The sequence below is a fragment of the Staphylococcus sp. FSL W8-0056 genome, assembly GCF_037963075.1.
Classification (GTDB): domain Bacteria; phylum Bacillota; class Bacilli; order Staphylococcales; family Staphylococcaceae; genus Staphylococcus; species Staphylococcus aureus.
The window spans coordinates 2,062,639-2,087,780 of sequence record NZ_CP150142.1 but is presented as its reverse complement, the minus strand read 5'-3'; the positions used below and the strand labels follow the sequence as shown (position 1 = coordinate 2,087,780).

At 32.7% G+C, this 25,142-nt stretch carries 25 protein-coding genes; 15 read left to right on the top strand and 10 right to left on the bottom strand.

Going from position 1 to position 25,142, the window contains the following annotated elements; all coding sequences use genetic code 11:
* Window positions 1-158: 158 nt before the first annotated feature.
* Window positions 159-713, bottom strand: coding sequence for a TetR/AcrR family transcriptional regulator (locus NSS86_RS10695; protein ID WP_000828569.1), 555 nt, complete (start codon window positions 711-713; stop codon window positions 159-161).
* Window positions 714-833: 120 nt separating this feature from the next.
* Here NSS86_RS10695 and NSS86_RS10690 point away from each other — a divergent pair, with 120 nt between their 5' ends.
* Together NSS86_RS10690 and NSS86_RS10685 are read left to right on the top strand one after the other, a co-directional pair.
* Window positions 834-1,481, top strand: a complete 648-nt coding sequence (locus NSS86_RS10690; protein ID WP_000738249.1) for an HlyD family efflux transporter periplasmic adaptor subunit — start codon at window positions 834-836, stop codon at window positions 1,479-1,481.
* Between the two features lie 12 nt (window positions 1,482-1,493).
* A complete protein-coding gene (locus NSS86_RS10685) occupies window positions 1,494-3,425 on the top strand; it encodes a DHA2 family efflux MFS transporter permease subunit (protein WP_000213885.1) in 1,932 nt (643 codons plus the stop codon).
* Window positions 3,426-3,670: 245 nt separating this feature from the next.
* On the opposite strand, the gene NSS86_RS10680 is transcribed toward NSS86_RS10685, so the two are convergent.
* Window positions 3,671-4,309, bottom strand: coding sequence for a hypothetical protein (locus NSS86_RS10680; protein WP_000184229.1), 639 nt, complete (start codon window positions 4,307-4,309; stop codon window positions 3,671-3,673).
* 207 nt (window positions 4,310-4,516) lie between these two features.
* Between NSS86_RS10680 and NSS86_RS10675 the strand changes: the two genes are divergently transcribed.
* Window positions 4,517-5,437, top strand: coding sequence for an alpha/beta hydrolase (locus NSS86_RS10675; RefSeq protein ID WP_000620864.1), 921 nt, complete (start codon window positions 4,517-4,519; stop codon window positions 5,435-5,437).
* 107 nt (window positions 5,438-5,544) lie between these two features.
* Here the strand turns inward: NSS86_RS10675 and NSS86_RS10670 are convergent, their stop codons facing one another.
* Both NSS86_RS10670 and NSS86_RS10665 read right to left on the bottom strand, forming a co-directional pair.
* The gene (locus NSS86_RS10670) at window positions 5,545-5,964 is read right to left on the bottom strand and encodes a hypothetical protein (RefSeq protein WP_000128655.1); all 420 of its coding nucleotides are present in this window, start codon (window positions 5,962-5,964) and stop codon (window positions 5,545-5,547) included.
* Window positions 5,961-6,452: a thioesterase family protein gene (locus NSS86_RS10665; protein ID WP_000234727.1), complete on the bottom strand. Its 492-nt coding sequence runs from the start codon at window positions 6,450-6,452 to the stop codon at window positions 5,961-5,963. The genes NSS86_RS10670 and NSS86_RS10665 overlap by 4 nt, the downstream gene beginning before the upstream one ends.
* 96 nt (window positions 6,453-6,548) lie before the next feature.
* Here NSS86_RS10665 and corA point away from each other — a divergent pair, with 96 nt between their 5' ends.
* On the top strand, window positions 6,549-7,496 hold the full coding sequence (gene corA / locus NSS86_RS10660) for a magnesium/cobalt transporter CorA (RefSeq protein ID WP_001185431.1): 948 nt from the start codon (window positions 6,549-6,551) through the stop codon (window positions 7,494-7,496).
* Between the two features lie 30 nt (window positions 7,497-7,526).
* Entirely contained in the window at window positions 7,527-8,576 is a 1,050-nt protein-coding gene (gene fni / locus NSS86_RS10655; protein ID WP_001279374.1) for a type 2 isopentenyl-diphosphate Delta-isomerase, read from the top strand.
* 47 nt (window positions 8,577-8,623) lie between these two features.
* On the opposite strand, the gene gltS is transcribed toward fni, so the two are convergent.
* Together gltS and NSS86_RS10645 are read right to left on the bottom strand one after the other, a co-directional pair.
* The gene (gene gltS / locus NSS86_RS10650) at window positions 8,624-9,832 is read right to left on the bottom strand and encodes a sodium/glutamate symporter (protein WP_000571591.1); all 1,209 of its coding nucleotides are present in this window, start codon (window positions 9,830-9,832) and stop codon (window positions 8,624-8,626) included.
* A gap of 332 nt (window positions 9,833-10,164) precedes the next feature.
* Entirely contained in the window at window positions 10,165-10,773 is a 609-nt protein-coding gene (locus NSS86_RS10645; protein ID WP_000348287.1) for a DNA-3-methyladenine glycosylase, read from the bottom strand.
* Window positions 10,774-11,171: 398 nt separating this feature from the next.
* Between NSS86_RS10645 and NSS86_RS10640 the strand changes: the two genes are divergently transcribed.
* The 6 genes from NSS86_RS10640 to NSS86_RS10615 all read left to right on the top strand — a co-directional run bounded on the left by NSS86_RS10640 (window position 11,172) and on the right by NSS86_RS10615 (window position 15,740).
* Window positions 11,172-11,792 carry a DUF805 domain-containing protein gene (locus tag NSS86_RS10640; protein ID WP_000436823.1) on the top strand — a complete coding sequence of 207 codons (621 nt, stop codon included), beginning with the start codon at window positions 11,172-11,174 and terminating at the stop codon, window positions 11,790-11,792.
* Between the two features lie 230 nt (window positions 11,793-12,022).
* Window positions 12,023-12,922, top strand: a complete 900-nt coding sequence (locus tag NSS86_RS10635) for an ABC transporter ATP-binding protein (RefSeq protein WP_000524830.1) — start codon at window positions 12,023-12,025, stop codon at window positions 12,920-12,922.
* The gene (locus NSS86_RS10630; protein WP_000548702.1) at window positions 12,915-14,147 is read left to right on the top strand and encodes an ABC transporter permease; all 1,233 of its coding nucleotides are present in this window, start codon (window positions 12,915-12,917) and stop codon (window positions 14,145-14,147) included. Before NSS86_RS10635 ends, NSS86_RS10630 begins: the two co-directional genes overlap by 8 nt.
* Window positions 14,131-14,316, top strand: coding sequence for a hypothetical protein (locus tag NSS86_RS10625; protein WP_001789152.1), 186 nt, complete (start codon window positions 14,131-14,133; stop codon window positions 14,314-14,316). Before NSS86_RS10630 ends, NSS86_RS10625 begins: the two co-directional genes overlap by 17 nt.
* A 48-nt stretch (window positions 14,317-14,364) precedes the next feature.
* The gene (locus NSS86_RS10620; RefSeq protein ID WP_000966695.1) at window positions 14,365-14,691 is read left to right on the top strand and encodes a YnfA family protein; all 327 of its coding nucleotides are present in this window, start codon (window positions 14,365-14,367) and stop codon (window positions 14,689-14,691) included.
* A gap of 29 nt (window positions 14,692-14,720) precedes the next feature.
* Window positions 14,721-15,740: an aldose epimerase family protein gene (locus NSS86_RS10615; protein ID WP_000634685.1), complete on the top strand. Its 1,020-nt coding sequence runs from the start codon at window positions 14,721-14,723 to the stop codon at window positions 15,738-15,740.
* A 235-nt stretch (window positions 15,741-15,975) separates the two neighbouring features.
* On the opposite strand, the gene NSS86_RS10610 is transcribed toward NSS86_RS10615, so the two are convergent.
* Window positions 15,976-16,629, bottom strand: coding sequence for an MOSC domain-containing protein (locus NSS86_RS10610; RefSeq protein WP_000623440.1), 654 nt, complete (start codon window positions 16,627-16,629; stop codon window positions 15,976-15,978).
* Between the two features lie 173 nt (window positions 16,630-16,802).
* On the opposite strand from NSS86_RS10610, the gene NSS86_RS10605 reads away from it, so the two are divergent.
* On the top strand, window positions 16,803-17,489 hold the full coding sequence (locus NSS86_RS10605) for a ribose 5-phosphate isomerase A (RefSeq protein ID WP_000655864.1): 687 nt from the start codon (window positions 16,803-16,805) through the stop codon (window positions 17,487-17,489).
* Between the two features lie 65 nt (window positions 17,490-17,554).
* On the opposite strand, the gene sdpC is transcribed toward NSS86_RS10605, so the two are convergent.
* Window positions 17,555-18,814 (bottom strand): CPBP family intramembrane glutamic endopeptidase SdpC, encoded by a 1,260-nt coding sequence (gene sdpC / locus NSS86_RS10600; protein ID WP_000794442.1) that lies wholly within the window; start codon window positions 18,812-18,814, stop codon window positions 17,555-17,557.
* 289 nt (window positions 18,815-19,103) lie between these two features.
* Between sdpC and hutG the strand changes: the two genes are divergently transcribed.
* Window positions 19,104-20,039, top strand: a complete 936-nt coding sequence (gene hutG, locus NSS86_RS10595; protein ID WP_000277968.1) for a formimidoylglutamase — start codon at window positions 19,104-19,106, stop codon at window positions 20,037-20,039.
* A 255-nt stretch (window positions 20,040-20,294) separates the two neighbouring features.
* Here the strand turns inward: hutG and NSS86_RS10590 are convergent, their stop codons facing one another.
* Together NSS86_RS10590 and NSS86_RS10585 are read right to left on the bottom strand one after the other, a co-directional pair.
* Complete coding sequence (locus NSS86_RS10590; protein WP_000920239.1) at window positions 20,295-20,714, bottom strand: FosB1/FosB3 family fosfomycin resistance bacillithiol transferase; 420 nt, start codon at window positions 20,712-20,714, stop codon at window positions 20,295-20,297.
* A 301-nt stretch (window positions 20,715-21,015) separates the two neighbouring features.
* Complete coding sequence (locus NSS86_RS10585) at window positions 21,016-21,900, bottom strand: LysR family transcriptional regulator (protein WP_000691839.1); 885 nt, start codon at window positions 21,898-21,900, stop codon at window positions 21,016-21,018.
* Between the two features lie 159 nt (window positions 21,901-22,059).
* On the opposite strand from NSS86_RS10585, the gene hutU reads away from it, so the two are divergent.
* Together hutU and hutI are read left to right on the top strand one after the other, a co-directional pair.
* Window positions 22,060-23,721 (top strand): urocanate hydratase, encoded by a 1,662-nt coding sequence (hutU, locus tag NSS86_RS10580; RefSeq protein ID WP_001226823.1) that lies wholly within the window; start codon window positions 22,060-22,062, stop codon window positions 23,719-23,721.
* A complete protein-coding gene (gene hutI, locus NSS86_RS10575) occupies window positions 23,721-24,959 on the top strand; it encodes an imidazolonepropionase (protein WP_000998753.1) in 1,239 nt (412 codons plus the stop codon). Before hutU ends, hutI begins: the two co-directional genes overlap by 1 nt.
* Window positions 24,960-25,142: the final 183 nt, after the last annotated feature.

Below are 25,142 nucleotides of genomic sequence, written 5' to 3'. Positions count from 1 at the left end.
TATGAATTTAGCATCAAAAATAAAAATGCCGAGATTATTATGTGGAAATCTCGGCATTTTTATATTGATAGCACCGTAACATATGTACTATTATCTATCCATTTGGTTTAACTTTATCTAGTTGTTTTATAGCATTTCTTTATTAGAATGAAACCGTATTATTGGATTTGAAGTTTAATCGTATTAGCCAATAAAATGTCAGCAACTTCTTCAGGTGATTCATTACAACCATTCGAAAGCCAATTAATAAACACCCCAGCTTGACCGCCTATGATATATGTAACATAAAGCTGTTTATTGGTTACTGTAGTACTATAGTCATTCATAATTTGTTGATAGTAATCTCTCGCTAAATTTATATAGTCTATGAATAATGTTTTCATTGGATAGGTAACTAAAATGTCTTTGAAAAACTGCTCATTGTGCTTGATATACTTAGCAATAATAATGAAGAATTTATAAAGTTTAAGCTTATCCTGTTTAATATTTTCGAAATTATGATGTAGCGCGCTTAGAAGAAATTGGAATTTTTCTTTATGCTTTGAGTTGATGGTATCCAATAAATCAAATTTATCTTTGTAATAATCATAAAAAGTAGAACGATTAATATTACAATACGCGCAAATCATTTTAGTGGATATTTCTTGAAAAGGATATTCAGCCATCAAATCAACAAGTGCGTTTTGAATTTCTATTTTGGCTTGTCGTTTCATATTGTTACACCTTTGTGAATTTTAACCAACACTCTTATAAAAATTGTTGGTGTTTTTTTAGTTATCATGTCTCTATAATAAATAAAGTGAATTTTAAAAGCAAATAGGAGGAAATGTTTCATGAAAAAGATGATATTAATTAATGTCATTACGGTTGTTGTACTGTTAGCAATTGGGATTGCTGGCTTTTATTTCTGGAATAAAACAACAAGCTATGTAACAACTGATAATGCAAAAGTAAATGGCGATCAAATTAAAATAGCAAGTCCTGCATCTGGACAAATTAAATCACTTAATGTTAAACAAGGTGACAAACTCGATAAAGGTGACAAAGTAGCAACTGTTACTGTACAAGGTCAAGATGGCGAAACGAAAGATATGGATCTTAAAATGCCTCAAAAAGGTACAATTGCCAAATTAGATGGTATGGAAGGTTCAATGGTGCAAGCTGGTAACCCAATCGCTTATGCATACAATTTAGATGATTTATATGTAACAGCAAATATTGACGAAAAAGATATTAAAGATGTTGAAGTAGGTAAAGATGTTGATGTGACTATTGACGGTCAAAAAGCTTCTATTAAAGGTAAAGTTGATAGTATTGGAAAAGCAACTGCTGCAAGCTTTTCATTAATTCCATCATCAAATAGTGATGGTAACTACACTAAAGTTTCTCAAGTAATACCTGTTAAAATCACTCTAGAATCAGAACCGTCTAAACAAGTTGTTCCTGGAATGAACGCTGAAGTAAAAATCCATAAAAATTAAGGGGGTCATTAAATGACTACGACCTTCATTATTAGCTACATTATTTTAGCGCTCATTATTGTTGGGGTTATCAATTTATTTTTAATAAGATCAAGAAAAAAAGGCAAACGCCAACAAAAGGAACAACAATTTACGACACGTCAATCAAATCAATCTAAATTTAAAGCTAGTGATTTAGACAAAACAACTGATCAATCGACACAACGTATGACGCATGAAGAGTTGCGTGTTGACAATCAAGATGATCATAGCCAAGTTAGTCTAAATGGTTACACAAAGGGGTCTGAGAAAGATCAAGAAGCATTCACTAATAATAATGGTGAGGAAGCAGTTGCTGCTAAAAATCCTGAATCAGAAGAATATAAAGTGAATGAAAAAATAAAAAAAGAACATAAAAACTTTATTTTTGGTGAAGGTGTTTCACGCGGTAAAATATTAGCGGCATTATTATTCGGTATGTTTATTGCGATTTTAAACCAAACATTATTAAATGTTGCTTTGCCAAAAATTAATACGGAATTTAATATTTCTGCGTCAACAGGGCAATGGTTGATGACGGGATTCATGTTAGTAAACGGTATTTTAATACCAATTACGGCGTATCTATTTAATAAATATTCATATCGAAAATTATTTTTAGTTGCGTTAGTACTCTTTACAATTGGTTCATTAATCTGTGCGATTTCAATGAATTTCCCAATCATGATGGTTGGACGTGTATTACAAGCCATTGGTGCAGGTGTACTAATGCCATTAGGTTCAATTGTTATTATTACAATTTATCCACCTGAAAAACGTGGTGCTGCCATGGGTACAATGGGTATCGCAATGATTTTAGCACCTGCAATTGGTCCAACATTATCAGGTTATATTGTACAAAATTACCATTGGAATGTGATGTTTTACGGTATGTTCATTATCGGTATTATTGCAATCTTAGTTGGTTTTGTATGGTTTAAGTTATATCAATATACAACAAACCCTAAAGCTGATATCCCAGGTATCATTTTTAGTACGATTGGTTTTGGTGCTTTGTTATACGGCTTTTCAGAAGCGGGGAACAAAGGATGGGGTTCTGTTGAGATAGAAACAATGTTTGCGATTGGTATTATCTTTATTATTCTATTTGTAATAAGAGAATTAAGAATGAAATCACCAATGTTGAATTTAGAAGTATTAAAATTCCCAACATTTACATTAACAACAATTATTAATATGGTTGTAATGTTAAGTTTATATGGTGGTATGATTTTATTACCGATTTATTTACAAAATTTACGCGGATTCTCAGCATTAGATTCCGGATTGTTATTATTACCTGGTTCTCTAATTATGGGTCTACTTGGACCATTTGCAGGTAAATTGTTAGATACTATTGGTTTAAAACCATTAGCTATCTTTGGTATTGCTGTCATGACTTATGCAACATGGGAATTAACTAAATTAAATATGGATACACCATATATGACAATCATGGGTATCTATGTACTTCGTTCATTTGGTATGGCATTTATAATGATGCCAATGGTAACTGCAGCTATTAATGCGTTACCGGGACGACTTGCCTCTCATGGTAATGCTTTCTTAAATACGATGCGTCAATTAGCAGGCTCTATAGGTACAGCAATCTTAGTTACTGTTATGACAACACAAACAACACAACATTTATCAGCTTTTGGGGAAGAGTTAGATAAAACGAATCCTGTTGTACAAGATCATATGCGTGAATTAGCATCGCAATATGGTGGTCAAGAAGGCGCAATGAAAGTGTTATTACAATTTGTAAATAAACTAGCAACAGTTGAAGGTATTAATGATGCATTTATAGTTGCAACGATATTTAGCATCATCGCTTTAATTTTATGTTTATTTTTACAAAGTAATAAAAAAGCAAAAGCTACAGCTCAAAAGTTAGAAGCAAGCTCAAATAACAATCATGAATAAATAAAATAAATTAATTGAAGTGTGACTAATCAAAAATTATGTTGTGGGGACATGATTTTTAAAGTATCGGTGCCAAATATGGTTATCGATACTTTTTTTATTTGTTGATTTATAAAATAAAAGAGGAATTATATTAAAATTTGGCATTGACGTAGTAGGTCATTAATAAAGAAAAAGCAGGAAGTGGGTCAACGAAATGAATTTTGTGAAAATAACATTTCTGTCCCAATCCCTACTATATAACATTATTTTAAACGAGGCATGCGATTACGGAAGAATAAGCTTATAACAAGTAAACCGATGCTACAGCCCAGTAAAATGATGCCGTTATGAATAGCGTCAGCTTCTGTAATCACTTGATCTGGTGGTACATTTAAATAATATTTTTTTAAAGCATCTGCAATTTCTTGTGCGAGTGTTTTAATAATATAACTGAAATACAAAGTAATGACTAACATAATTGTTAACACTAAAATATTTACTACTTTTAGAACTGTGCGATTAAATACAATTGTCAGTATTGTTATGACTAGGCTAACGATACATAGAATAAAGAAACCGTTAAAGACTAAAATTAAGCGATCGATTCCTTGTTGTAAATCATTGATATTACCCAAATTAATATTTAATTGATGCATTTTTCCAATTGTCTCGTTAAAATTTTTAATGCCATCAAAATCTACAGATTCTTTGGTGAAGACAATATTAAAAATGGGTTGTTTCCACATGCTGTATCCAGCGATTGCGGTTAATATAACAACAATGATTTGAATAATCATGCTTACCAATGAACGTTTTTTCTTACCATATCGCTTACCACGATGAATATTCGGTTGTTGAAATGTCTCATCAAATGGTTCTAATCGTTGATTTGGATTTGTCATGCAAGGCACCTCCGTATAAAGTTCTTTTCTTTACTTATCAATATGTCTAGTTGTCTGTTATAATGATGAAAAATCACTGTTCAATTGTAGTCTTAAATTTGAAAGTGAAAAAGAAAATATCTTCTACATTATATACTTTTTTTGGCAAAGAATGTAGGGGATAGACAATCATTGGATACATAAAATATATAAAGGTAGGTTAAGACATTGATTAGAAACCGTGTTATGAATAGCGTTGTCAATAAATATTTGCTTCACAATCGCTCGATTATGTTTAAAAATGATCAAGATGTTGAAAGATTTTTTTATAAAAGAGAAATTGAAAATAGAAAAAAACATAAGCAGCCTTCAACATTAAATGTTAAAGCAAATTTAGAAAAATTATCATTAGATGATATGCAAGTCTTTCGCTTTAATTTCAGACATCAAATTGATAAGAAAATTTTATATATTCACGGTGGATTCAATGCACTACAACCATCACCGTTCCATTGGAGATTGTTGGATAAAATCACTTTAAGTACATTATATGAGGTTGTACTGCCTATCTATCCAAAGACACCAGAGTTTCATATTGACGATACTTTCCAAGCGATACAACGTGTTTATGATCAATTAGTATCTGAAGTAGGACATCAAAATGTCGTAGTCATGGGTGATGGTTCAGGTGGTGCACTGGCATTATCCTTTGTACAATCTCTTTTAGATAATCAACAGCCATTACCGAATAAATTGTATTTAATCTCACCAATTTTAGATGCAACACTATCTAATAAAGATATTTCGGACGCCTTAATCGAACAAGATGCGGTTCTAAGTCAGTTTGGTGTCAATGAGATTATGAAAAAATGGGCGAATGGCCTACCATTAACAGATAAGCGCATATCGCCAATTAATGGCACAATAGAAGGATTGCCACCAGTTTATATGTTTGGTGGTGGACGTGAAATGACACATCCTGATATGAAGCTATTCGAACAAATGATGTTGCAACATCATCAATACATTGAGTTTTATGATTATCCTAAGATGGTACATGATTTTCCAATTTATCCAATTAGACAATCACATAAAGCTATTAAACAAATTGCCAAATCGATAGATGAGGATGTAACACAAAATAACTAATAACATACAATTGACCCAGTTACGATTTCATGCAAGATGATATTTGACATGAAAACGTAATTGGGTTTTGTTTTTGAAAATATAGCAAGGGTTATATAGACTAATTGTTAATGAGCTTCTGAGTGAAAATCACCAATAAGTGTATTGATATGTGTGATGATAAAGTATTGCCCTTTAATTTGATAAAATTGATCTAAAAAATTATCGAATTGACGTGGAATATCACTAAGTTCTGCAAAGTTAGCTGTTTTATCATAATTGCGATGAGTAACCTCATTTTGAAATTTATCATAATCTTCTAGGAAATGTTGATCTTCAAGCTGCTGTTCCACAATAGTCATAATATTATCGATGGCTTGCTTTTGTCCTTGAACATAAGCCATATGAACGCCACGCTTAAGTAGCTGATTTGCTGGTCCGTTAATGTATAACCCTTTTTGTGCATTTAATTCTGTTAATTCAAACTTAACATCATCTAATAAATCTAGTAATTCAATATGAATCTTTTGTTGTAATGCATCTGTCATTTTAATGCTCCTTTGTGTGGAATTGCTATTTTATGTCCTAATTGTTCAGGCCAAGTGATAGTTGGTTGATTTTTATAATAGTGTGCTATTTGTGTTGAGAATGATTCAGGAAAAGCATCAGAACGACGTGTGTGCTGATTAATTCCCATCATCATTACTTCATTTGTTGATGCTAGTGTACCATCTTCTTTAGTTAATGTTAAAAATAAATGCAACCGCTTATAATCGTAATCATAAATATATAAAGTAACAGTAAATACATCGCCAAGAGACAATTCTGAGAGGTATGTCGTATGTTCTTCTAGTGTAAATAGTGTATATGCTAAATTTTCGCGTTCTTTTAAAGAAAGACCGTGGCTGTAATTAAAACGATTCACGACGTCACTAAAAATGATATTATAATTTGCATCATGCATATGATTGTTATGGTCAATGAATTCAGATGTTACGGTTTGAGTATGTGTAAAAAGTTGTTTGATAATAACCATCTCCTTAGTGACTATCATACTAAAATAAATTAAGACATACACGTTATTTAATTCATGATAAAATAATAGAGAATTCGTTATTTAGGGGGAGTATCGATGGCTTTAAAGATACGGTATCAAACTACATATGAACCGTTTAAAGTAGTTGATGATATCAAAGAGATACCAAAAGATGCGACTATTGTTTGGTATGATTTTGATGAACCGAATGAACAAGAAAATGAATGGTTTAAAGCACATTTTAATTTTAATGATTTAGAAGTGGATGATGCAATTAACGGTATGCCACGAGCTAAATATAAATCTTATAAAGATTATCAATACTTAGTATTTCATAGTATTATGGGGTCAAACTATTCACCAATAGCACTAAATATTTTTATACAAGACAATGTATTAGTAACATATCATCATCAAACGTTGGAATCATTAAATAAAGTAGTCTATAAGTATATGAATACATTAGATGCAGAATTAGATTGTGCAGATGTCGTCATATTAATTTTAGATATGATGGTTGATAAATATTTCAACTTTGTATATGCACTTGAAGATAGTGTTTATCATTTTGAAGACCGCCATGTAGATGATCGCTTTAATAAAATGGTCATGGATAGTGTCTTTAAGTTACGTTCGGATTTGATTAAAGTAAAACGTGTACTGTTTCCTATGCAAGAGCTAATTGATACAATGAAACAAAATGGTGATTTGATTATAGATAATAAACATTCGCTATACATTCAACATATCGATGACCACTTGATTAAGCAACGTAATATCATTCGTACTGCTCAAGAAATGACAAACGAAATACGAGAAAATTTTGAGTCATACACGTCATTTAGAATGAATAGTATTATGCAAGTATTAACGTTAGTATCAGTTATATTTTCACCGTTAACATTCATAGCTGGGATTTATGGTATGAACTTTGTAAATATGCCGGCATTACATTTACATTATGGATATTATATTTGCTTAGCTGTAATGTTTGTTATAGCTGTCGTATTAATCATCTTTTTCAGACGTAAAAAATGGTTTTAAATTAGAAATGACGAAAAGGTAGGTTTAATCATGAGTGATTTTCAAAGAGAACAGAGAAAAAATGAACATGTTGAAATAGCAATGGCCCAATCTGACGCAATGCATTCAGATTTTGATAAGATGCGTTTTGTGCATCATTCTATCCCATCAATTAATGTAAATGATATCGATTTGACATCACAGACGCCTGACTTAACGATGGCATATCCGATTTATATTAATGCAATGACGGGTGGTAGCGAGTGGACGAAAAACATCAATGAAAAGCTAGCTGTAGTTGCAAGAGAAACTGGCTTAGCGATGGCAGTTGGATCAACACATGCGGCATTGAGAAATCCACGCATGGCTGAGACGTTTACGATTGCGCGAAAAATGAATCCTGAAGGCATGATTTTTAGCAATGTTGGTGCGGACGTACCAGTAGAAAAGGCTTTGGAAGCAGTTGAATTACTTGAGGCACAAGCGTTACAAATCCATGTTAATTCTCCTCAAGAATTAGTTATGCCTGAAGGGAATCGTGAATTTGTGACTTGGTTAGATAATATAGCGTCGATTGTATCACGAGTGTCTGTTCCAGTCATTATAAAAGAAGTTGGATTTGGTATGAGCAAAGAATTAATGCATGACTTACAACAAATAGGCGTCAAGTATGTCGATGTTAGTGGCAAAGGTGGTACTAACTTTGTAGATATTGAAAATGAACGTCGTGCAAATAAAGATATGGATTACTTATCATCATGGGGACAGTCTACAGTTGAGTCATTACTTGAAACAACGGCTTATCAAAGCGAAATTTCAGTTTTCGCGAGTGGTGGTTTACGTACACCACTCGATGCAATTAAAAGTTTAGCACTTGGTGCAAAGGCAACTGGTATGTCACGTCCGTTTTTAAATCAAGTTGAAAATAATGGCATTGCACATACAGTAGCTTATGTAGAATCATTTATTGAACACATGAAATCAATAATGACGATGTTAGATGCTAAAAATATTGACGACTTAACACAAAAACAAATCGTATTTAGTCCGGAAATAATGTCATGGATAGAACAACGTAGCTTGAATATACATCGAGGATAAATAAAAGAGGAGGCGGAGGCCTCCTCTTTTATTTATGAGTTTGGTGTTTAACTAAACCATTGAATGAATCCCATAATGACTATAACACCAATTAAATCGATTAAGAATGCACCAACAATAGGTACAACTAAATATGCTTTAGGTGAGTTTCCATATTTTTTAGTAATAACATCTAAATTTGCCATGGCATTTGGCGTTGCACCAAGCCCATGCCCGATAAAACCACCTACCATTACTGCAGCATCATAATCTTTTCCTAAACCTCTAAATAAAATTAAAACAGCAAATAAAATCATAACGACAACTTGAACTAAAACGATAATAATAAGAGGTATAGCAAGTTTATAAATTTCGATTAATTGAATGCTCATTAGCGCAAGAGATAAGAAAATACCTAATGCGACATCGCCAATTTGATTAGTAATTTTTAAATCTACAATATTAAAATTAAAACTTTCAGAGATATTTCGGACGATAACAGCTACAAATAATGAGCCAACGTAAATTGGAACATTAATCCCTGTTTGAGCTGTAAACAAATGACTGAAATAACTTCCAACTGCCATACAGAATACAACGATTGTAAATTGAATGAAGAATACTTCAGTGGCATTAAATTTACTATGTAAATGTTCGTTATATGCTACTTGGCTATAATCTTTAAATGTATCGTCACTATGTTGAGGCTTTAAGTTATAACGTTTGATTAAATATTTTACAACTGGACCACCGATAAGCCCTCCAAATACAAGACCTAAAGTTGCAGCTGCAAGAGCCGCTGTCAGTGCCGAATCAATACCTAAATCTTGAATTGTCTTACCATAAGCAGCAGCATTACCATGACCGCCTTCCATAGACATGGAACCTGCTGTTAATCCTAGTAACGGTTTAATATTTAATACTTTTGCTAGTGATACACCAACTATGTTTTGAATGACTGAAATGATAGCACAAAACATAAAGTATAATAGCAAGACTTTGCCACCTAATTTAAATAATTTCAATGATGCACCAAGACCGATTGTCGTAAAGAATGCTAACATGAAGAAATCTTGAATGAATGAAGCATCTAATTTAATCTTAACCATGCCAAATGAATCCAAAGCCGCAACTAAAATAGCAAAGATTAAGCCGCCAATCACTGGTGCTGGTATACAAATGCGTTTCAAAAAATTAACGTGATTAACGATAGCTGTACCAAGTAAGTAAAGTATACAGGCTAAACATAATGTTGTAATTGCATTAAGTTCTATCATTTTCAAATCCCCCTTGTTGAATATCCCTCTCCCTAAATAAGCTTTTATATGTAAGCGTTATAAAAGGGCACTTTTAACATTATACATGCAACAAATCAATATTTCTAGTTTTTGAAAATAATATCAATAATATTAATGCATCTAAATTTAATAATTATAAATAATTCTATTGTTATATTTTATAATTAAGAACAAGTTCAAAAAGAGGAGATGAATCAAAAAATATGATGGACAAAAAAACAATCAACCCATCCGCATGTTGGCGGCACGATTGATTGACTTATAAGGAGATAGATTTCATTTTCATGATAGTAATCAATGAAAGATGGCATTTATTTCCAAGTATCTTCGGGAAACATACAATCTGATTTACGCATGCGAGACACAAATGGATTACCTTTCACTGTGTAACGTAAAGATTTATGTGTCCAATCACCTTTATTTGGAATACCGATTCGTGGACTAGCAATAATATCTTTAGGATATTTACGATTCTTAGTATCAATAGACAATCTACAGTCATTTAACGTAGCGCCATCGATAGCCCGTGGAATGTTAAATGCCTTAGTCCATTTTCCTGGGCCATTCGTTACCTCGTAGCCTTTCTTACCTCTGTTACGGAACATAGCGGATAAACCTTCTTCTGGTTCAATTGCGCGTATAAGTACGCCTTCAGGTATACCTTCAGATTTTGTTACAAAATTAATGAGTAAATGCGTATGCATGACATGTGCATAAATTGTACCACCACGTTTATATAATGACGTGACTTTAGGTGTTATTTTACCGCCATAGCCATGAGCCGCACGATCATTCAAACCTAAGTAAGCTTCCGTTTCCACGATGTAGCCTGTATACGTTTGAGTGGTATCCTGATAAATCACTTTGACACCTAATAAGTTTTTAGCAATTGGTCTTGTATCATTATTAACGAAATCCATAATATTCTCCTCGCAATTATATGATTAAATTAAATAAAAATGAAAAAGATATTTTTATTGTGGTAAATATTTGATAAAATAGTATTGTTAAGAATTATAAAAATGTAAAGTATATACTTTGTTATGGAATATTTTATTTGCAGAGATTGAGACTCTTTTAAACGTGAACATTGCAGTATGACATATTTTTAGTATAGTTAACGAAGCGTTGACTTTCAAATGAGTCTCCATATAGATGTGTACTTGTAGCGGGTTTTCATTTTACTAGTGATGAAATATAAAGTCCATTTTCCAAAGTGAATGACGATTGAAATGAAGTGGCTTGATAATGAATCTTGTAAATTATAACGGTAACAATAATTAAAAATATAAATATGATTAACGAAAGGGAGATTACAATGGAACAATTACCTCAAGTAGGTTTTATGAAATCATTCGTATTATTTTGGAAAAATTATGTAAATTTTAAGGGGAGATCAAGACGTAGTGAATATTGGTATATGGCACTATGGCATTTGATACTTATGGTTCCAGCTGTGTGTGTGCTAATAATAAACCTATTTCTAGTCTTTATTTCTATAGCGGCAGATAACGAAACATTAATAGTTATGAGTATATTGATGATTATCCTTACATCTGTGTATACTTTTGTCTATAGTTTGGCAACGTTTATTCCAAATTTAGCGTTGTGCGTTCGAAGATTTCACGATATATCAAGAACAATGTTATTTCCAATGATTATGACAGTATTCAGTATTATATTTTATATAGTATTACAGATTATCGATAGTTATTATGACAGTGATTTTACATTAATGCCGATGGGTCTTAATATTTTGTTAGTACTTCTTTATTTTGTTTATTTAGGCCTAACAATTGTTATGATAGTATTCCTATGCTTTGACAGTAAGCCGGCAAATAAATATGGCGAAAGCCCAAAATACCCGTCTACAATTAAAAATCAACCAGTGACATCTGAAACACCGAAAACACCGGAAGAAACAGATAATCAATTGTAATGATATAAATATCTCGGCACAATGATGCTGGGATATTTTTTTACAAATAAGGCAATAAAGGTATGGGAAATGCGTATCTAGCGCTAATGATACTTAACATGCAAAGAAGATACTATTTAAATATTTCAATTTCAGAAATTTTAAAAATAAATTCACTTTAAAAATATTGCATTTATAGAGAATAGAAATGTTATATTAAGATAAATACATATTTTTTTAGGAGGCAAAGTATGGGACTTGTAATTGAACATGTTACGAAACGTTTTGGCAAGATGACGGCAGTAAATGATATTTCATTAGAGTTAGAATCAGGCAAAATGTTAGGTTTTCTAGGAAGAAATGGTGCAGGTAAAACAACGACATTTCGTATGATTTTAGGCTTAAGTGAACCAACTGAAGGACACATTACGTATAACGGTAAAAAACTAGATAAAACAATGTACAATCGTATTGGTTATTTACCGGAAGAACGCGGTTTACATGGGAAATTGACAGTTGAAGAAGAATTGAAATATTTGGCAACTTTAAAGGGAATGTCAAAAACAGAAATACAACAGCAAATATCGTATTGGCTTGAGCGTTTTGATATTACTGAAAACCGCAAAAAACGAATTGATAGTCTATCAAAAGGGAATCAACAAAAAATTCAGCTGTTAGCAAGTATGTTACATAAACCAGAATTACTAATATTAGATGAGCCTTTCAGTGGTCTAGACCCAGTTAATGTTGAGTTATTAAAAGAAGCAGTTAAAGACTTAAATGATTGGGGCAGTACAATCGTTTATAGTTCTCACCGTATGGAGCATGTTGAAGAATTATGTGATGATGTTTGTATTTTAGATAAAGGTCAACTTGTTGTTTCTGGTGATATCAATCATGTACGTGCATCTAATGGTAACAAGAAAGTTGTCATTGAATCAGAAACAACACTACCAGATTTAACAAACATTAGAGGCATCATTCATAGTGAAAACATGAAGCAAGGTCTTCAGTTGACGATTGAGAATGAAGACGTAGCCAAAGATATTTATCAAGTTGTGGCACATCAAGGTTATGTTAAACGATTCCAAGTTGTAGAACCATCATTACAAGATATATTCATTGAGAAGGTTGGTGGCAAGGATGCATAAGTTTTGGGCGACATTTACTTTGACATATATCAAAAAAATTAAAGCTAAATCATTTGTAATTTTTATGATTATTATTGCTGCCTTAATGATTGGCCTATCTAACATTGATAAGATTATTAACATGTTTGATGATGGTCCAGATAAAATTGGTGTAGCAGCACCGAATGAACAAATCTATAAGGTTTTCAAGCAACAGGCGAATACATTCCATAGTGATGCTAAGTTTACTAAAGTTTCTATAGAAGATGCTGAAAAAGAAGTAAAAAAACATAAACTTGATAAAGCTTATATTATCAAGGTGAATCAAAATCGCACGTTACAAGGGACAATCATTAGTGAGAAGCGAGTAAGTCATGAAGATTCACAAAAAGTACAAGCACTGCTTACAGCTATTCAAACAAATATGGTAGCCGGGGAATTAAATATCAACAAAGAAGACTTACAAAAATTACAAGCACAAAGTAAAGTTGATAATAAGGTGATTTCTAATGATGAAGTCGATAAAGTATCAGAAGGACAAAAGATTTTCAACTATGCTTTAGCTTATGGCATTATCTTTCTAATGTTCTTCATTGTTTTAAATTATGCATCTCAAATAGCTATGGAAATTGCTAGTGAGAAAACATCGCGTGTCATTGAAATGATTATTACAAGTATTTCACCAATCCAACATATTTTTGCTAAAATTTTAGGCGTTATAGCAGTTGCCGTGACTCAGATTATTTTAATTGTATTGATGGCAGTTATATGCATTTTTGCCTTTGACTTAAAAGACTTGCTACAAGGTTTTAACGTGGAAATGAATCAATTGTCTTGGCAAATTATTATTGTCGGAATTATAAGTAGTATTGTTGGAATTATGGCGTATGTATTACTTGCAGCCATCCTCGGATCATTAACATCTAGAATAGAAGATTTAAATCAATCTTTGATGCCACTGACATTACTTGGTATGATTGCATTTTATATCGCGATATTCACGATAAATAATCCTGATGGACAACTTGCTTTAATCACAAGTTATATTCCGTTTTTAGCGCCATTTCAATTAGTTGTACGCGCTCAAACTTCAGGGCTTCAAATATATGAGGTCATCTTAAGTTCTTTAATCTCAATTGTAATGGTAGCTGTCTTGATATGGATTGCAATTAAAACATATAAAGATTCAGTACTTACATTTGAACGTGGCTTATTTAATTCAATGAAACGTGTATTTAAAAAATAAAATTGATGAGAGTGACACACATTTATCATATAAAATGATGATGAAAGCGTGTTACTCTTATTTTTTTATATTTAGCTATAGAATAATGTCTAAAAAAGTGTACAATATGAATGTGAAAACGAACTTTTTAAAATGGGAATGTGAAGTAAGAAGAAATGTAAACAAATGATATGTAGCCGATAGATTATTGATAGCAAATGTGTGATGGAGTGATTTCATGTTATATCCGATTTTTATATTTATATTAGCTGGCTTATGTGAAATAGGTGGGGGATACCTGATTTGGCTGTGGCTTAGGGAAGGACAGTCTTCACTTGTTGGGCTAATAGGCGGTGCGATACTCATGTTATATGGTGTCATTGCGACATTTCAATCATTTCCATCATTCGGAAGAGTATATGCAGCATATGGTGGCGTATTTATCATCATGAGTTTGATTTTTGCGATGGTCGTAGATAAACAAATGCCAGATAAATATGATGTTATCGGTGCAATCATTTGTATTGTAGGTGTTTTAGTAATGTTGCTACCCAGCAGAGCTTGAACACTTGTGGTTAGAAGGGAGAAGTAAAAATGATAGTTGAAGTTGAGCACCAAAGACAAGGTGTAGATTTAATCAAAATTGATAATGATGAAACTAAAATTATTTTTACGAATTATGGAGCAAGAGTAGTGTCTTGGAAATATCATGATAATAATATTGTTCTTGGAAATGTTGTTGAAGCGGATGAGTTTTATCATAGTAATCCTTTTAAATTTGGTGCTTCTATAGGAAGATATAGCGGTAGAATTGATAATGCTAAATTTAAGTTGAAAGGTAAAGAATATCAGTTAGAAAAAAACAACGGTGAACATCATTTACATGGTGGATGTCATGGTTTGGACAATAAGTTATTTGATTATGAAATTAGAAATGAAATTGCTCAAATTAAAGTTATATTTAAGACGGTGTTGAAATCAGCTGATGATCATTTCCCGGGTGATATCGATGTGACGATTACACATATTTATGATGCGGATCACCAATGGTCGATTGAATACGAAGCAGTTGCATCAGAAGACACATTGTTTAGTCCTACGAATCATGTGTACTTCAATTTGAATCGAGATAATAATGTCGTTGATAATCATCGCATTTCAAGTAATCAATTAGATATGTATGTATTAGATGAGCGAAATATTGTTACAGGTGATATTCTAGATTTACATGAAGTGTTTGAAGATAACAAGATAAAATTGAGTGATATTTTTACATCACAACATGCGCAATTAAGCCAACAAATGACACGTTTTGGTGGTCTCGATCACCCATTTACAGTTGGTGAACATAAAATGTATGTTGAAAATCATGAATTTATGTTAGAGGTCGATACAGATATGCCTCATGTTGTGTTCTTTACTTTTAACCAGCCTGATGAGTGGGATAGTCCATTTAATATTTATAAACCACATTCTGGCTTTACATTAGAAACACAATTTTTACCAAATGATATTAATTTATATGGTGAAAAAGCACCGTCAATTTTAAAAGCTGGTGAAGTGTTCAATTCGAAAACAAGTTTCCGTATCGAAGAAAAAGTAGAAAATGATTAAAAGTATCGGCATTTATATAATATTTATGTTATTTGGCGGAATTTTGAATAGGTTATCAAGAATCGTATCAAATGAAGTGACATCATTAATATACAGTTTGAAATAAAGAAAATATATAACATAAAAAAGGAATCAATAGCATCAGTGGTTATAGATAAGACTATTATACAAACGATGTGTAAGTTGATTCCTTTTTGTTTTGAAAAGTTCATTTAACACTTATAATGAAAGGTAATTATTTCAATGTTCTGTTATACATTTTTTGAAGTTTATCGCGTCTTGTTGGTGACAGAAATGGATTGTTTAGTGCATATCGTAACATATCTTGATTTTGTCTATCATTATAATAAAGGTCATTAAGCTGTTGTACAGATAAACGATGTTCGATTGGTGCTTCTTGTATTAAGTAAAGCTGATCATTTGGAGATACATAGCCTTGTTTTAATACCCGGAAATAGAAACCTGTTTTACCAGATGTAGACATGCGCTTCACTAAATCAGGAATATTATATTTTGCTTGAATTTTCCAGCATGGTTCTCTAATTTCAGAAACCTCAATTAACGCTTCACCTAAACGATATTGATTACCAAAGTAAACATCAGATTCGTCTAAATAATCAAATGTTAAATTCTCTCCAAACATCGCATGAGTAGGTAGTGTAGGTAAATCATCTTGATACAGTGCATAATTATGCTTACTAAACCCACAAACTGCTTTATGTGGTCCACCATGATCTTTATAAGCCTGTTCATCACCAGTGAAACCAGTTGAAGATAACCATGTTGTTTGTGAAATCTTAGTTTTATCTAAAGCAGAGCGTATCGGTCTTTTCGAGCTATAAGGCAAATCTTGGATTTTTCCTGTCGAAATTGCGTGAATTGATATCATATCATTCTCCTTAACGAGTATTATTTAAAATATATTGTACTATAAAACATTTTTAGAATTGTAAATTCTGATTGATATGTTTAAAAAAATGTTAGAAATAAGGGTATGTTAATTTATACGAGTCATGTAAAATATGAATTGAATAGATTACATAAATATGGGAGGCTACCTTCATGAAAGATGTCAAAGCACTCAAGTTAATGACATTAAATGATGTTTTAAGTCAAATCAATGGTGACATGACGCTGGGAATTGGTACAGGAAGTACAATGGAATTACTCTTACCTCAAATGGCGCAACTAATTAAAGAACGTGGTTACAATATTACAGGTGTATGCACTTCTAATAAAATTGCATTTTTAGCAAAAGAATTAGGTATTAAAATATGTGAAATCAATGATGTTGATCATATCGACTTAGCAATTGATGGTGCTGATGAAGTAGATCCATCTTTAAATATAATTAAAGGTGGCGGTGGTGCGCTGTTCAGAGAGAAAGTTATAGATGAAATGGCATCGCGTTTTGTTGTGGTTGTCGATGAAACGAAAATAGTTCAATACTTAGGTGAGACGTTTAAGTTACCAGTAGAGGTGGATAAATTTAACTGGTATCACATATTACGTAAAATTGAATCATACGCTGATATAAAAGTAGAACGTCGTGTAAACGAAGATGTCGCATTTATAACTGATAATGGCAATTATATTTTAGATTGTAAGTTACCAAAAGGAATTGACCCATATAAGTTCCATGAGTATTTAATTCATCTGACAGGTGTGTTTGAGACAGGATACTTCTTAGATATGGCAGATCAAGTTATTGTAGGCACTCAAGAGGGTGTTAAAATTTTAGAAAAATAATATATAGTATAGAAAAGCGCTTGCTAGCATCATCTTTTTAAGAGGTACTAGCAAGCGCTTTGTTATTATTTGTTTTTATCTGAAGATTGTTCTTCAGTTTTTTCGATATGTTTTTCTGCATCAATTACAACTGATGAACGTCTGTCTTCTTTATAAGTCGCAGGTTCTTTTAATGATTGCTCTATTTCATCTTCATTTGAATCGTTTGTTAAATCGTCACTTTGTGGTGCTTGTTTAACTGATTCTGCTGATTCTACTGACTCCGAAGTGATGTCATGATCTTCATCATGATTAGATTCAGTTTGATTACCTATGTGATGTTGAGGTTCTGTTTTTTCAGTACCTTCATGAATGCTTGGTTCGTCAGCCACTGTATTTTCAGTATCATTTTTAGCAACACCAACCGTTGATGCAGTAGCTACACCTGTTTTTTCAGCATCTTTAATATTTGAAGAAGATTTTTCAGCCTCAGTATGATTAGTTTCTTCATCGTCATTGACATGGTCTAAATAATTATTAGGCTCAAGTTCTTCAAGGTTTCGTCTTGTTGTTAAATATGCAATACCTCGGATAATTAAGCTTAAACCAATGTATCCTACTGCAACGATTGCTGTTGAAATGGCGATGACTTTGATTGAAAATAGATCGCCGATTTCTTCGCTAAACAAGAAAATAAGTCCGAATGTCATTGAAGCATGGAATGTCGTTGCAATATAAATTGTACGTCCTTTAGTCGCTCTAATTAATTCACCAAGAATCATAGAGAATGAGAATGTATAAAGGAAGTTATAAGCAGCAAATTCTGTACCATAAGTTGTATTTGCTGAGAAAACTGAATACATCAAACCAACAACAATACTTGCAAAGAACGTGTTCATTTTCGTTTCAACAATATTTTGTAAGTATGAACGGAATCCGAATTCTACTACGAACGCCATCAGAATATGTCCAATCAGAATGTGTGTAATAGGTACTGATAAGCCTGTTGATTGTAATAAAATAAAGCTATCTGCAAATGTATTAAAGCTGTACATACCAATAATTAGAATAATTAAAGGTAAAATTAAAGCTAGCAATAGACGTTCAATTACTTTCAGGCTGATTGAGAATTTTAAACCTGCAAGTTGGACCTTTTTATATTTGAAAACGAGTATACAAATGATTGCAGCAATTAATGGTGCTAGATCTGTAACTTCAAATATAAAGTGTTTGACACCAATTATAGACTGGAAATCTCTGAGCATAATGGATAACGCCATTGTAATGACAAAGAAGACGAAAATCGTCATTGCCCATTGAAAACCAGAAATTTTATTGTTCTTCATTATATGTAACCTCCATTAGGTAACAAGCAAAATATCTTTTAGTAACAATTATACATATTACAAGCCGAGAGATAAATTGTCTATGTCAATATTAATGAAAATGTAATAGTCTTGACGTATTTTATTAACATAAATCAGCTAAGTATTCGTTATTACATAGAAAATAGGGGTAAAAGTAATGTAGATAAGTATTTTTAAGATACGGATTTAACTATGAATTGAATTCAAAATTTCCTATACGTTATACTTTAATTGTTAATAAGCCACATAAATAAGAGGGGGAAATGCTGTGTACAAGCAAGGTGAACCAAATTTATGGACTGGAAGGTTAGATAGTGAAACAGACCCGAAAAAATTTAGACATTTTCAAACAGTAACATTTGAAGATTTGTCTAAGCTGGAAAAGAGTAGTATGCCATCAGGGGTCGGTATATTAGGCTATGCTGTTGACAAAGGTGTTGCTTTAAACAAGGGGCGCATTGGTGCAAAAGAAGGACCAGATGCGATTAAACAAGCATTTGCAGGTTTGCCGGATTTGAATCAATGTGAAACTTTAGTCGATTACGGAAATGTTTATCATGATCATGAGGAATTAATTGATACTCAAAAAGAATTTGCTATGCTTGCAGCGAAGTCAATTGCTAATCATAGACAAACATTTTTATTAGGTGGTGGACATGATATTGCGTATGCTCAATATTTAGCAACACGTAAAGTCTATCCAACACAATCTATTGGTGTGATAAATATTGATGCGCATTTTGATACACGTGCTGAACAACAATCTACATCTGGAACGAGCTTTAGACAAATTTTAGAAGAAGATGAAAACACAGATTATTTAGTGCTTGGTATTGCTCAAGGTGGTAATACGCAAAGTTTATTTGATTATGCTAAAGAGAAAAAGATTGATTATGTCTTTGCAGATGAATTATTGAGTCACGTATCACCAACAATTAAAGATATGATTGAACGTTTTGTACATGAACATGATGTCATTATGTTTACGATTTGTATGGATGTCATTGATAGTGCGTTTGCGCCTGGGGTAAGTGCGCCGGCAGTGTTAGGTTTGTATCCACATACTGTTCTTGAATTAGCAAAACGTATTATTCCAAGTGATAAGGTGTCTTCAGTTAGTATTGCTGAGATGAATCCAACATATGACGCTGACAATAGAACTGCTAAGCTCGTTGCTAATTTAGTGCATCATTTTTTAAAATAATTAAAAATATTTATATGTGACGAGATTTGCATTGCAGGGCAGAATGTGAGTATTTCTTAATAGAAGTTATATTAACGTTGATATATTTGAAAAATAATTGCAGTAAGAAGACTCTTAAGTTGTAGTCATCTTACTGCTTATTTATGTTTGTTGAAATAGCAAAAATAACAACTGTATTGTTTGAAAAGTTCTCTTATTATATAATAATTAATTAAAATTTTAACGGATTTCAAGAGGCCTTTTTATAATGACGCCTTATTTGTAAAATGTCATATGTGGTTTAGCCTCTTTATAATAATTTAATCTGTTCTCAAGTGTGCCAGTATGTAATTCTAGCTTATGACCATCAGGGTCAGTAAAGTAAATTGATTGTCTATCTCTAATATCTCTAACTCTTCCTTCTAAAATATTCACGTTATTATCTTTTAACCTCTGATGCCAATATTTAAATTCGCTGTCATCTATAGTGAAAGCTATATGTGTATATGAAAAGTGAATTTCATTACGTGGTATATCTTTTTCTTCATTTAAAGCAATCCATAGGCCTGCAAGCTCAAAATAAGCAGTTTTTTTACCAGTCAATAGCAATTTCCCAAGTAAAATATCTCTATAAAAATGTATTGAATCGTTTAAATTTCTGACTGAAAAGCATATATGATTAATAGATTTTAACATCTGCTTCACTTCTTTCTTAGAATTTTTATAATAAATTATTTTTGTATCGATTTTTGAAATGACGTCATTAATTTTTATACGATGATCTGAGCAACTGCATAAGAGGCTCTAATAACTTAAGTTAAAGGCAAAAGGTATACAGTTGACTGAGCAACTGCATAAGAGGCTCTAATAACTTAAGTTAAAGGCAAAAGGTATACAGTTGACTGAGCAACTGCATAAGAGGCTCTAATAACTTAAGTTAAAGGAAAAAGGTATACAGTTGACTACGCAACTGCATAAGAGGCTCTAATAACTTAAGTTAAAGAGCCTCTAAAAGTCCATATAAATAATCTTGGCATTGTTGTACGAATGTATGTACTTGTTCGGAGTGTTTGCGTTTTTTATGGTAATTGATATAAATTTTTCGGCCTAAGTTTGGACGAATTTTTTTATATTCTAAATTAGACGTGTGAAATGATTGGTAATAAAATCTCGGAATGATAGCGTAACCTAAGCCGAGATGAACAAATCCAACTGCTGATTCGAATCGATCTGTTTCTACAACGACATTTGGACGAATATTTCTTCTATTAAAATAGTCATCTAAGTGTTTGCGCACTTGAGAATTTTTGTTTGGTAATATGAGTGGCAAATTTTCAACATCTACCCAATTTTGATTTTTAAATGTTTCCTTGGGTGCTAATAAAATGTAAGATTCCTCATATAAAGGAATGGATCTTATATCTTCGTGGGTTATTTTTTCATTTGTTATAGCTAAATGAATATTAAAATTCAGTAATTGCTCTATAGATTGATGTTTGTCATGTATTTCATATAAACGATATTGCTGTTCAGGGTAGTCGGAATGGTGCTTTCGAATTAAATTCGCAATCCATTGATTCGTAGATTCAAGAGTCCCAATTTTTATCCTTGGTTCTGATGTAACGCTTAAATCATACATTTTTTCCATCGTGGATCGATATTGTTGAACTAATTCGCTCGCATAACGATAAAACTGTATTCCTTTTTCGGTAATCTTGATGTCTTTTGTTGAACGTGTAAATAAGTCATAACCTAAATCTGCTTCCATTTTTTTAATCGTAGCAGTTAAAGATGGCTGGCTAATATGTAAAAATTGTGCAGCTTTAGTAAAACTATTATATTTCACGATAGCCAAGAAGTATTCTAACTGAATAATTTTCATGTGTTTTGCTCCTTTTATTTATAGGTTCAAGCTATGGATAATTAGTTTATTTATATTTGTTGGCTATATTTTAACATACTATAATGAATATTGAAGATAATAATGTAAGCGTTTTAAATTTAGTGGAATTAACTTCTTAAAAGAACAGGAGCGAATTTTATGAGAAAAATTCAAGCAAAAAAAGGTTTGAGTATTGAGTGTAAAGGTTGGGAACAAGAAGCAGTACTTAGAATGTTATACAACAATTTAGACCCAGAAGTTGCTGAAAGACCAGAAGATTTAGTTGTTTATGGTGGTATTGGAAAAGCAGCACGTAATTGGGAAGCTTTTGAAGCAATAGAGAAAACGTTACGAGAATTAGAATCAGATGAGACAATGTTAGTACAATCAGGAAAGCCAGTTGCTGTATTTAAAACACATGAAGAAGCGCCACGTGTATTAATTTCAAATTCAGTATTAGTGCCTGAATGGGCAAACTGGGATCATTTTAATGAATTAGATAAAAAAGGTTTAATCATGTATGGACAGATGACAGCCGGTAGTTGGATATATATTGGTTCTCAAGGTATTGTGCAAGGTACTTATGAGACATTTGCCGAGCTAGGTAATCAACACTTTAATGGAGATTTAGCAGGCACTGTTACACTGACAGCAGGTTTAGGTGGTATGGGTGGTGCGCAACCGTTAGCAATTACTATGAATCATGGGGTAGCAATTTGCGTGGATGTTGATGAAACACGTGTTGATAAGCGAATTGATACGAAATACTGTGATGTTAAAACAGCTGATTTAGATGAAGCATTAAAATTAGCAGAAGAGGCGAAAGAACGTGGAGAAGGATTATCAATCGGGTTAGTTGGAAATGCTGTAGACATCCATCAAGCGATTCTAGAAAAAGGATTTAAAATTGACATTATTACTGACCAAACAAGTGCACATGATCCGCTAAATGGATATGTGCCACAAGGATACTCTGTAGAAGAAGCGAAAGTATTGCGTGAAAAAGATCCGAAAAAATATGTTGAACTGTCACAAGCTTCAATGGCAAAGCATGTTGAATTAATGCTTGAATTCCAAAAACGTGGCGCTGTAGCATTTGATTATGGTAACAATATTCGTCAAGTAGCCTTCAATAACGGAGTGAAAAATGCTTTTGACTTCCCAGGCTTTGTACCAGCTTACATTAGACCATTATTCTGTGAAGGTAAAGGGCCATTCCGCTTTGCTGCGTTGAGTGGTGATCCAAAAGATATCGAGCGTGCGGATGAAGAAATGCGCAAACTTTTCCCAGAAAATGAAAAGTTATTAAGATGGCTTGATTTAGCTGAAGAAAAAATTTCATATCAAGGACTACCATCACGTATTGCTTGGTTAGGCTATGGAGAAAGAGCGAAAATGGGCTTAGCTTTAAATCGTCTTGTACGTGACGGTGAAATTTCAGCACCAATTGTTATTGGACGAGACCATTTAGATGCTGGTTCAGTTGCTAGTCCTAACCGTGAAACAGAAAGTATGAAAGATGGCAGTGACGCGGTTGGTGATTGGGCTGTATTGAATGCACTCATTAACACAGCTGCAGGTGGTTCATGGATTTCATTCCATCACGGTGGCGGTGTTGGCATGGGATATTCACTTCATGCGGGTATGGTTGTTGTAGCAGATGGATCAGAGCGTGCTGAAAGAAGATTGGAACGTGTATTGACGACTGATCCAGGTATGGGTGTTGCCCGACATGTTGATGCTGGCTATGACATCGCTATTCAAACAGCTAAAGAAAAAGGTATTCATATTCCAATGATTGATAAAGCAGGTGATAAATAATGAATGATTTAATAATTAATCACATAGCAGAATTAATTTTACCGAAATCAACAGATAAACCTTTGAAGGGTAAGGAATTAGATGAATTAAATGTTGTGAAAAATGGTACAGTTGTCATTAAAGATGGCAAAATTGTATATGCTGGACAACATACAGATGACTATGATGCGACTGAGACGATAGATGCTAGTGGAAAAGTAGTTTCTCCGGCATTAGTAGATGCTCATACCCATTTAACATTTGGTGGATCTCGAGAACATGAGATGTCATTAAAACGTCAAGGTAAGTCTTACCTTGAAATATTAGAAATGGGTGGTGGCATATTATCTACCGTTAATGCTACTAGAGAAACATCCGAAGATGACTTGTTTAAAAAAGCAGAGCATGATTTGCTTACTATGATTAAACACGGCGTGCTTGCAGTTGAAAGTAAGAGTGGTTATGGATTAGATAGAGAAAATGAACTGAAGCAATTGAAAGTGTCTAATCGTTTAGCTGAGAAATATGATTTAGACATGAAACATACTTTCCTAGGGCCTCATGCTGTACCTAAAGAGGCAAGTTCAAATGAGGCATTTTTAGAAGAAATGATTGCGTTACTTCCGGAAGTAAAACAATATGCAGACTTTGCGGATATTTTCTGTGAAACAGGTGTATTTACAATAGAACAATCGCAACATTATATGCAAAAAGCCAAAGAAGCAGGTTTTAAAGTGAAAATACATGCGGATGAAATTGATCCGTTAGGCGGACTGGAATTAGCAATTGATGAACAAGCAATATCAGCAGACCACTTAGTAGCTTCTAGTGATAAAGGAAAAGAAAAGTTGCGAAATAGTGATACTGTAGCTGTCCTCTTACCTGCAACGACGTTCTATTTAGGTAAAGAAGATTATGCAGATGCGAGAGGTATGCTTGATAATAATGGTGCCATCGCGTTAGCTACTGATTATAATCCAGGCAGCAGTGTAACGAATAACTTGCAACTTGTTATGGCCATTGCAGCATTAAAATTAAAGCTTTCGCCTAGTGAAGTGTGGAATGCTGTTACGGTCAACGCTGCTAAAGCAATAGATATTAACGCGGGTACAATTAACACAGGTGATAAGGCTAATTTAGTAATTTGGGATGCACCAAATCATGAATATATTCCATATCATTTTGGTATCAATCACGCAGAAAAAGTTATTAAAGACGGTAAGGTCATCGTAGATAACACATTATCTTTTAAAGCATAAAATAATTAGAAAGCTCTAAGCATTGGTTTACACTAATGTTTAGAGCTTTTGTGGTTTGTAAAAACAAGTTTATCCGAGAACACGTTTTTGTATAGATTCTTAATTATAAAAGTTAGAATAGTTTGACAACAGTGTTACGATATTATTAAACAACTGTCTATCATTAGCGAAAGTAATTAACAA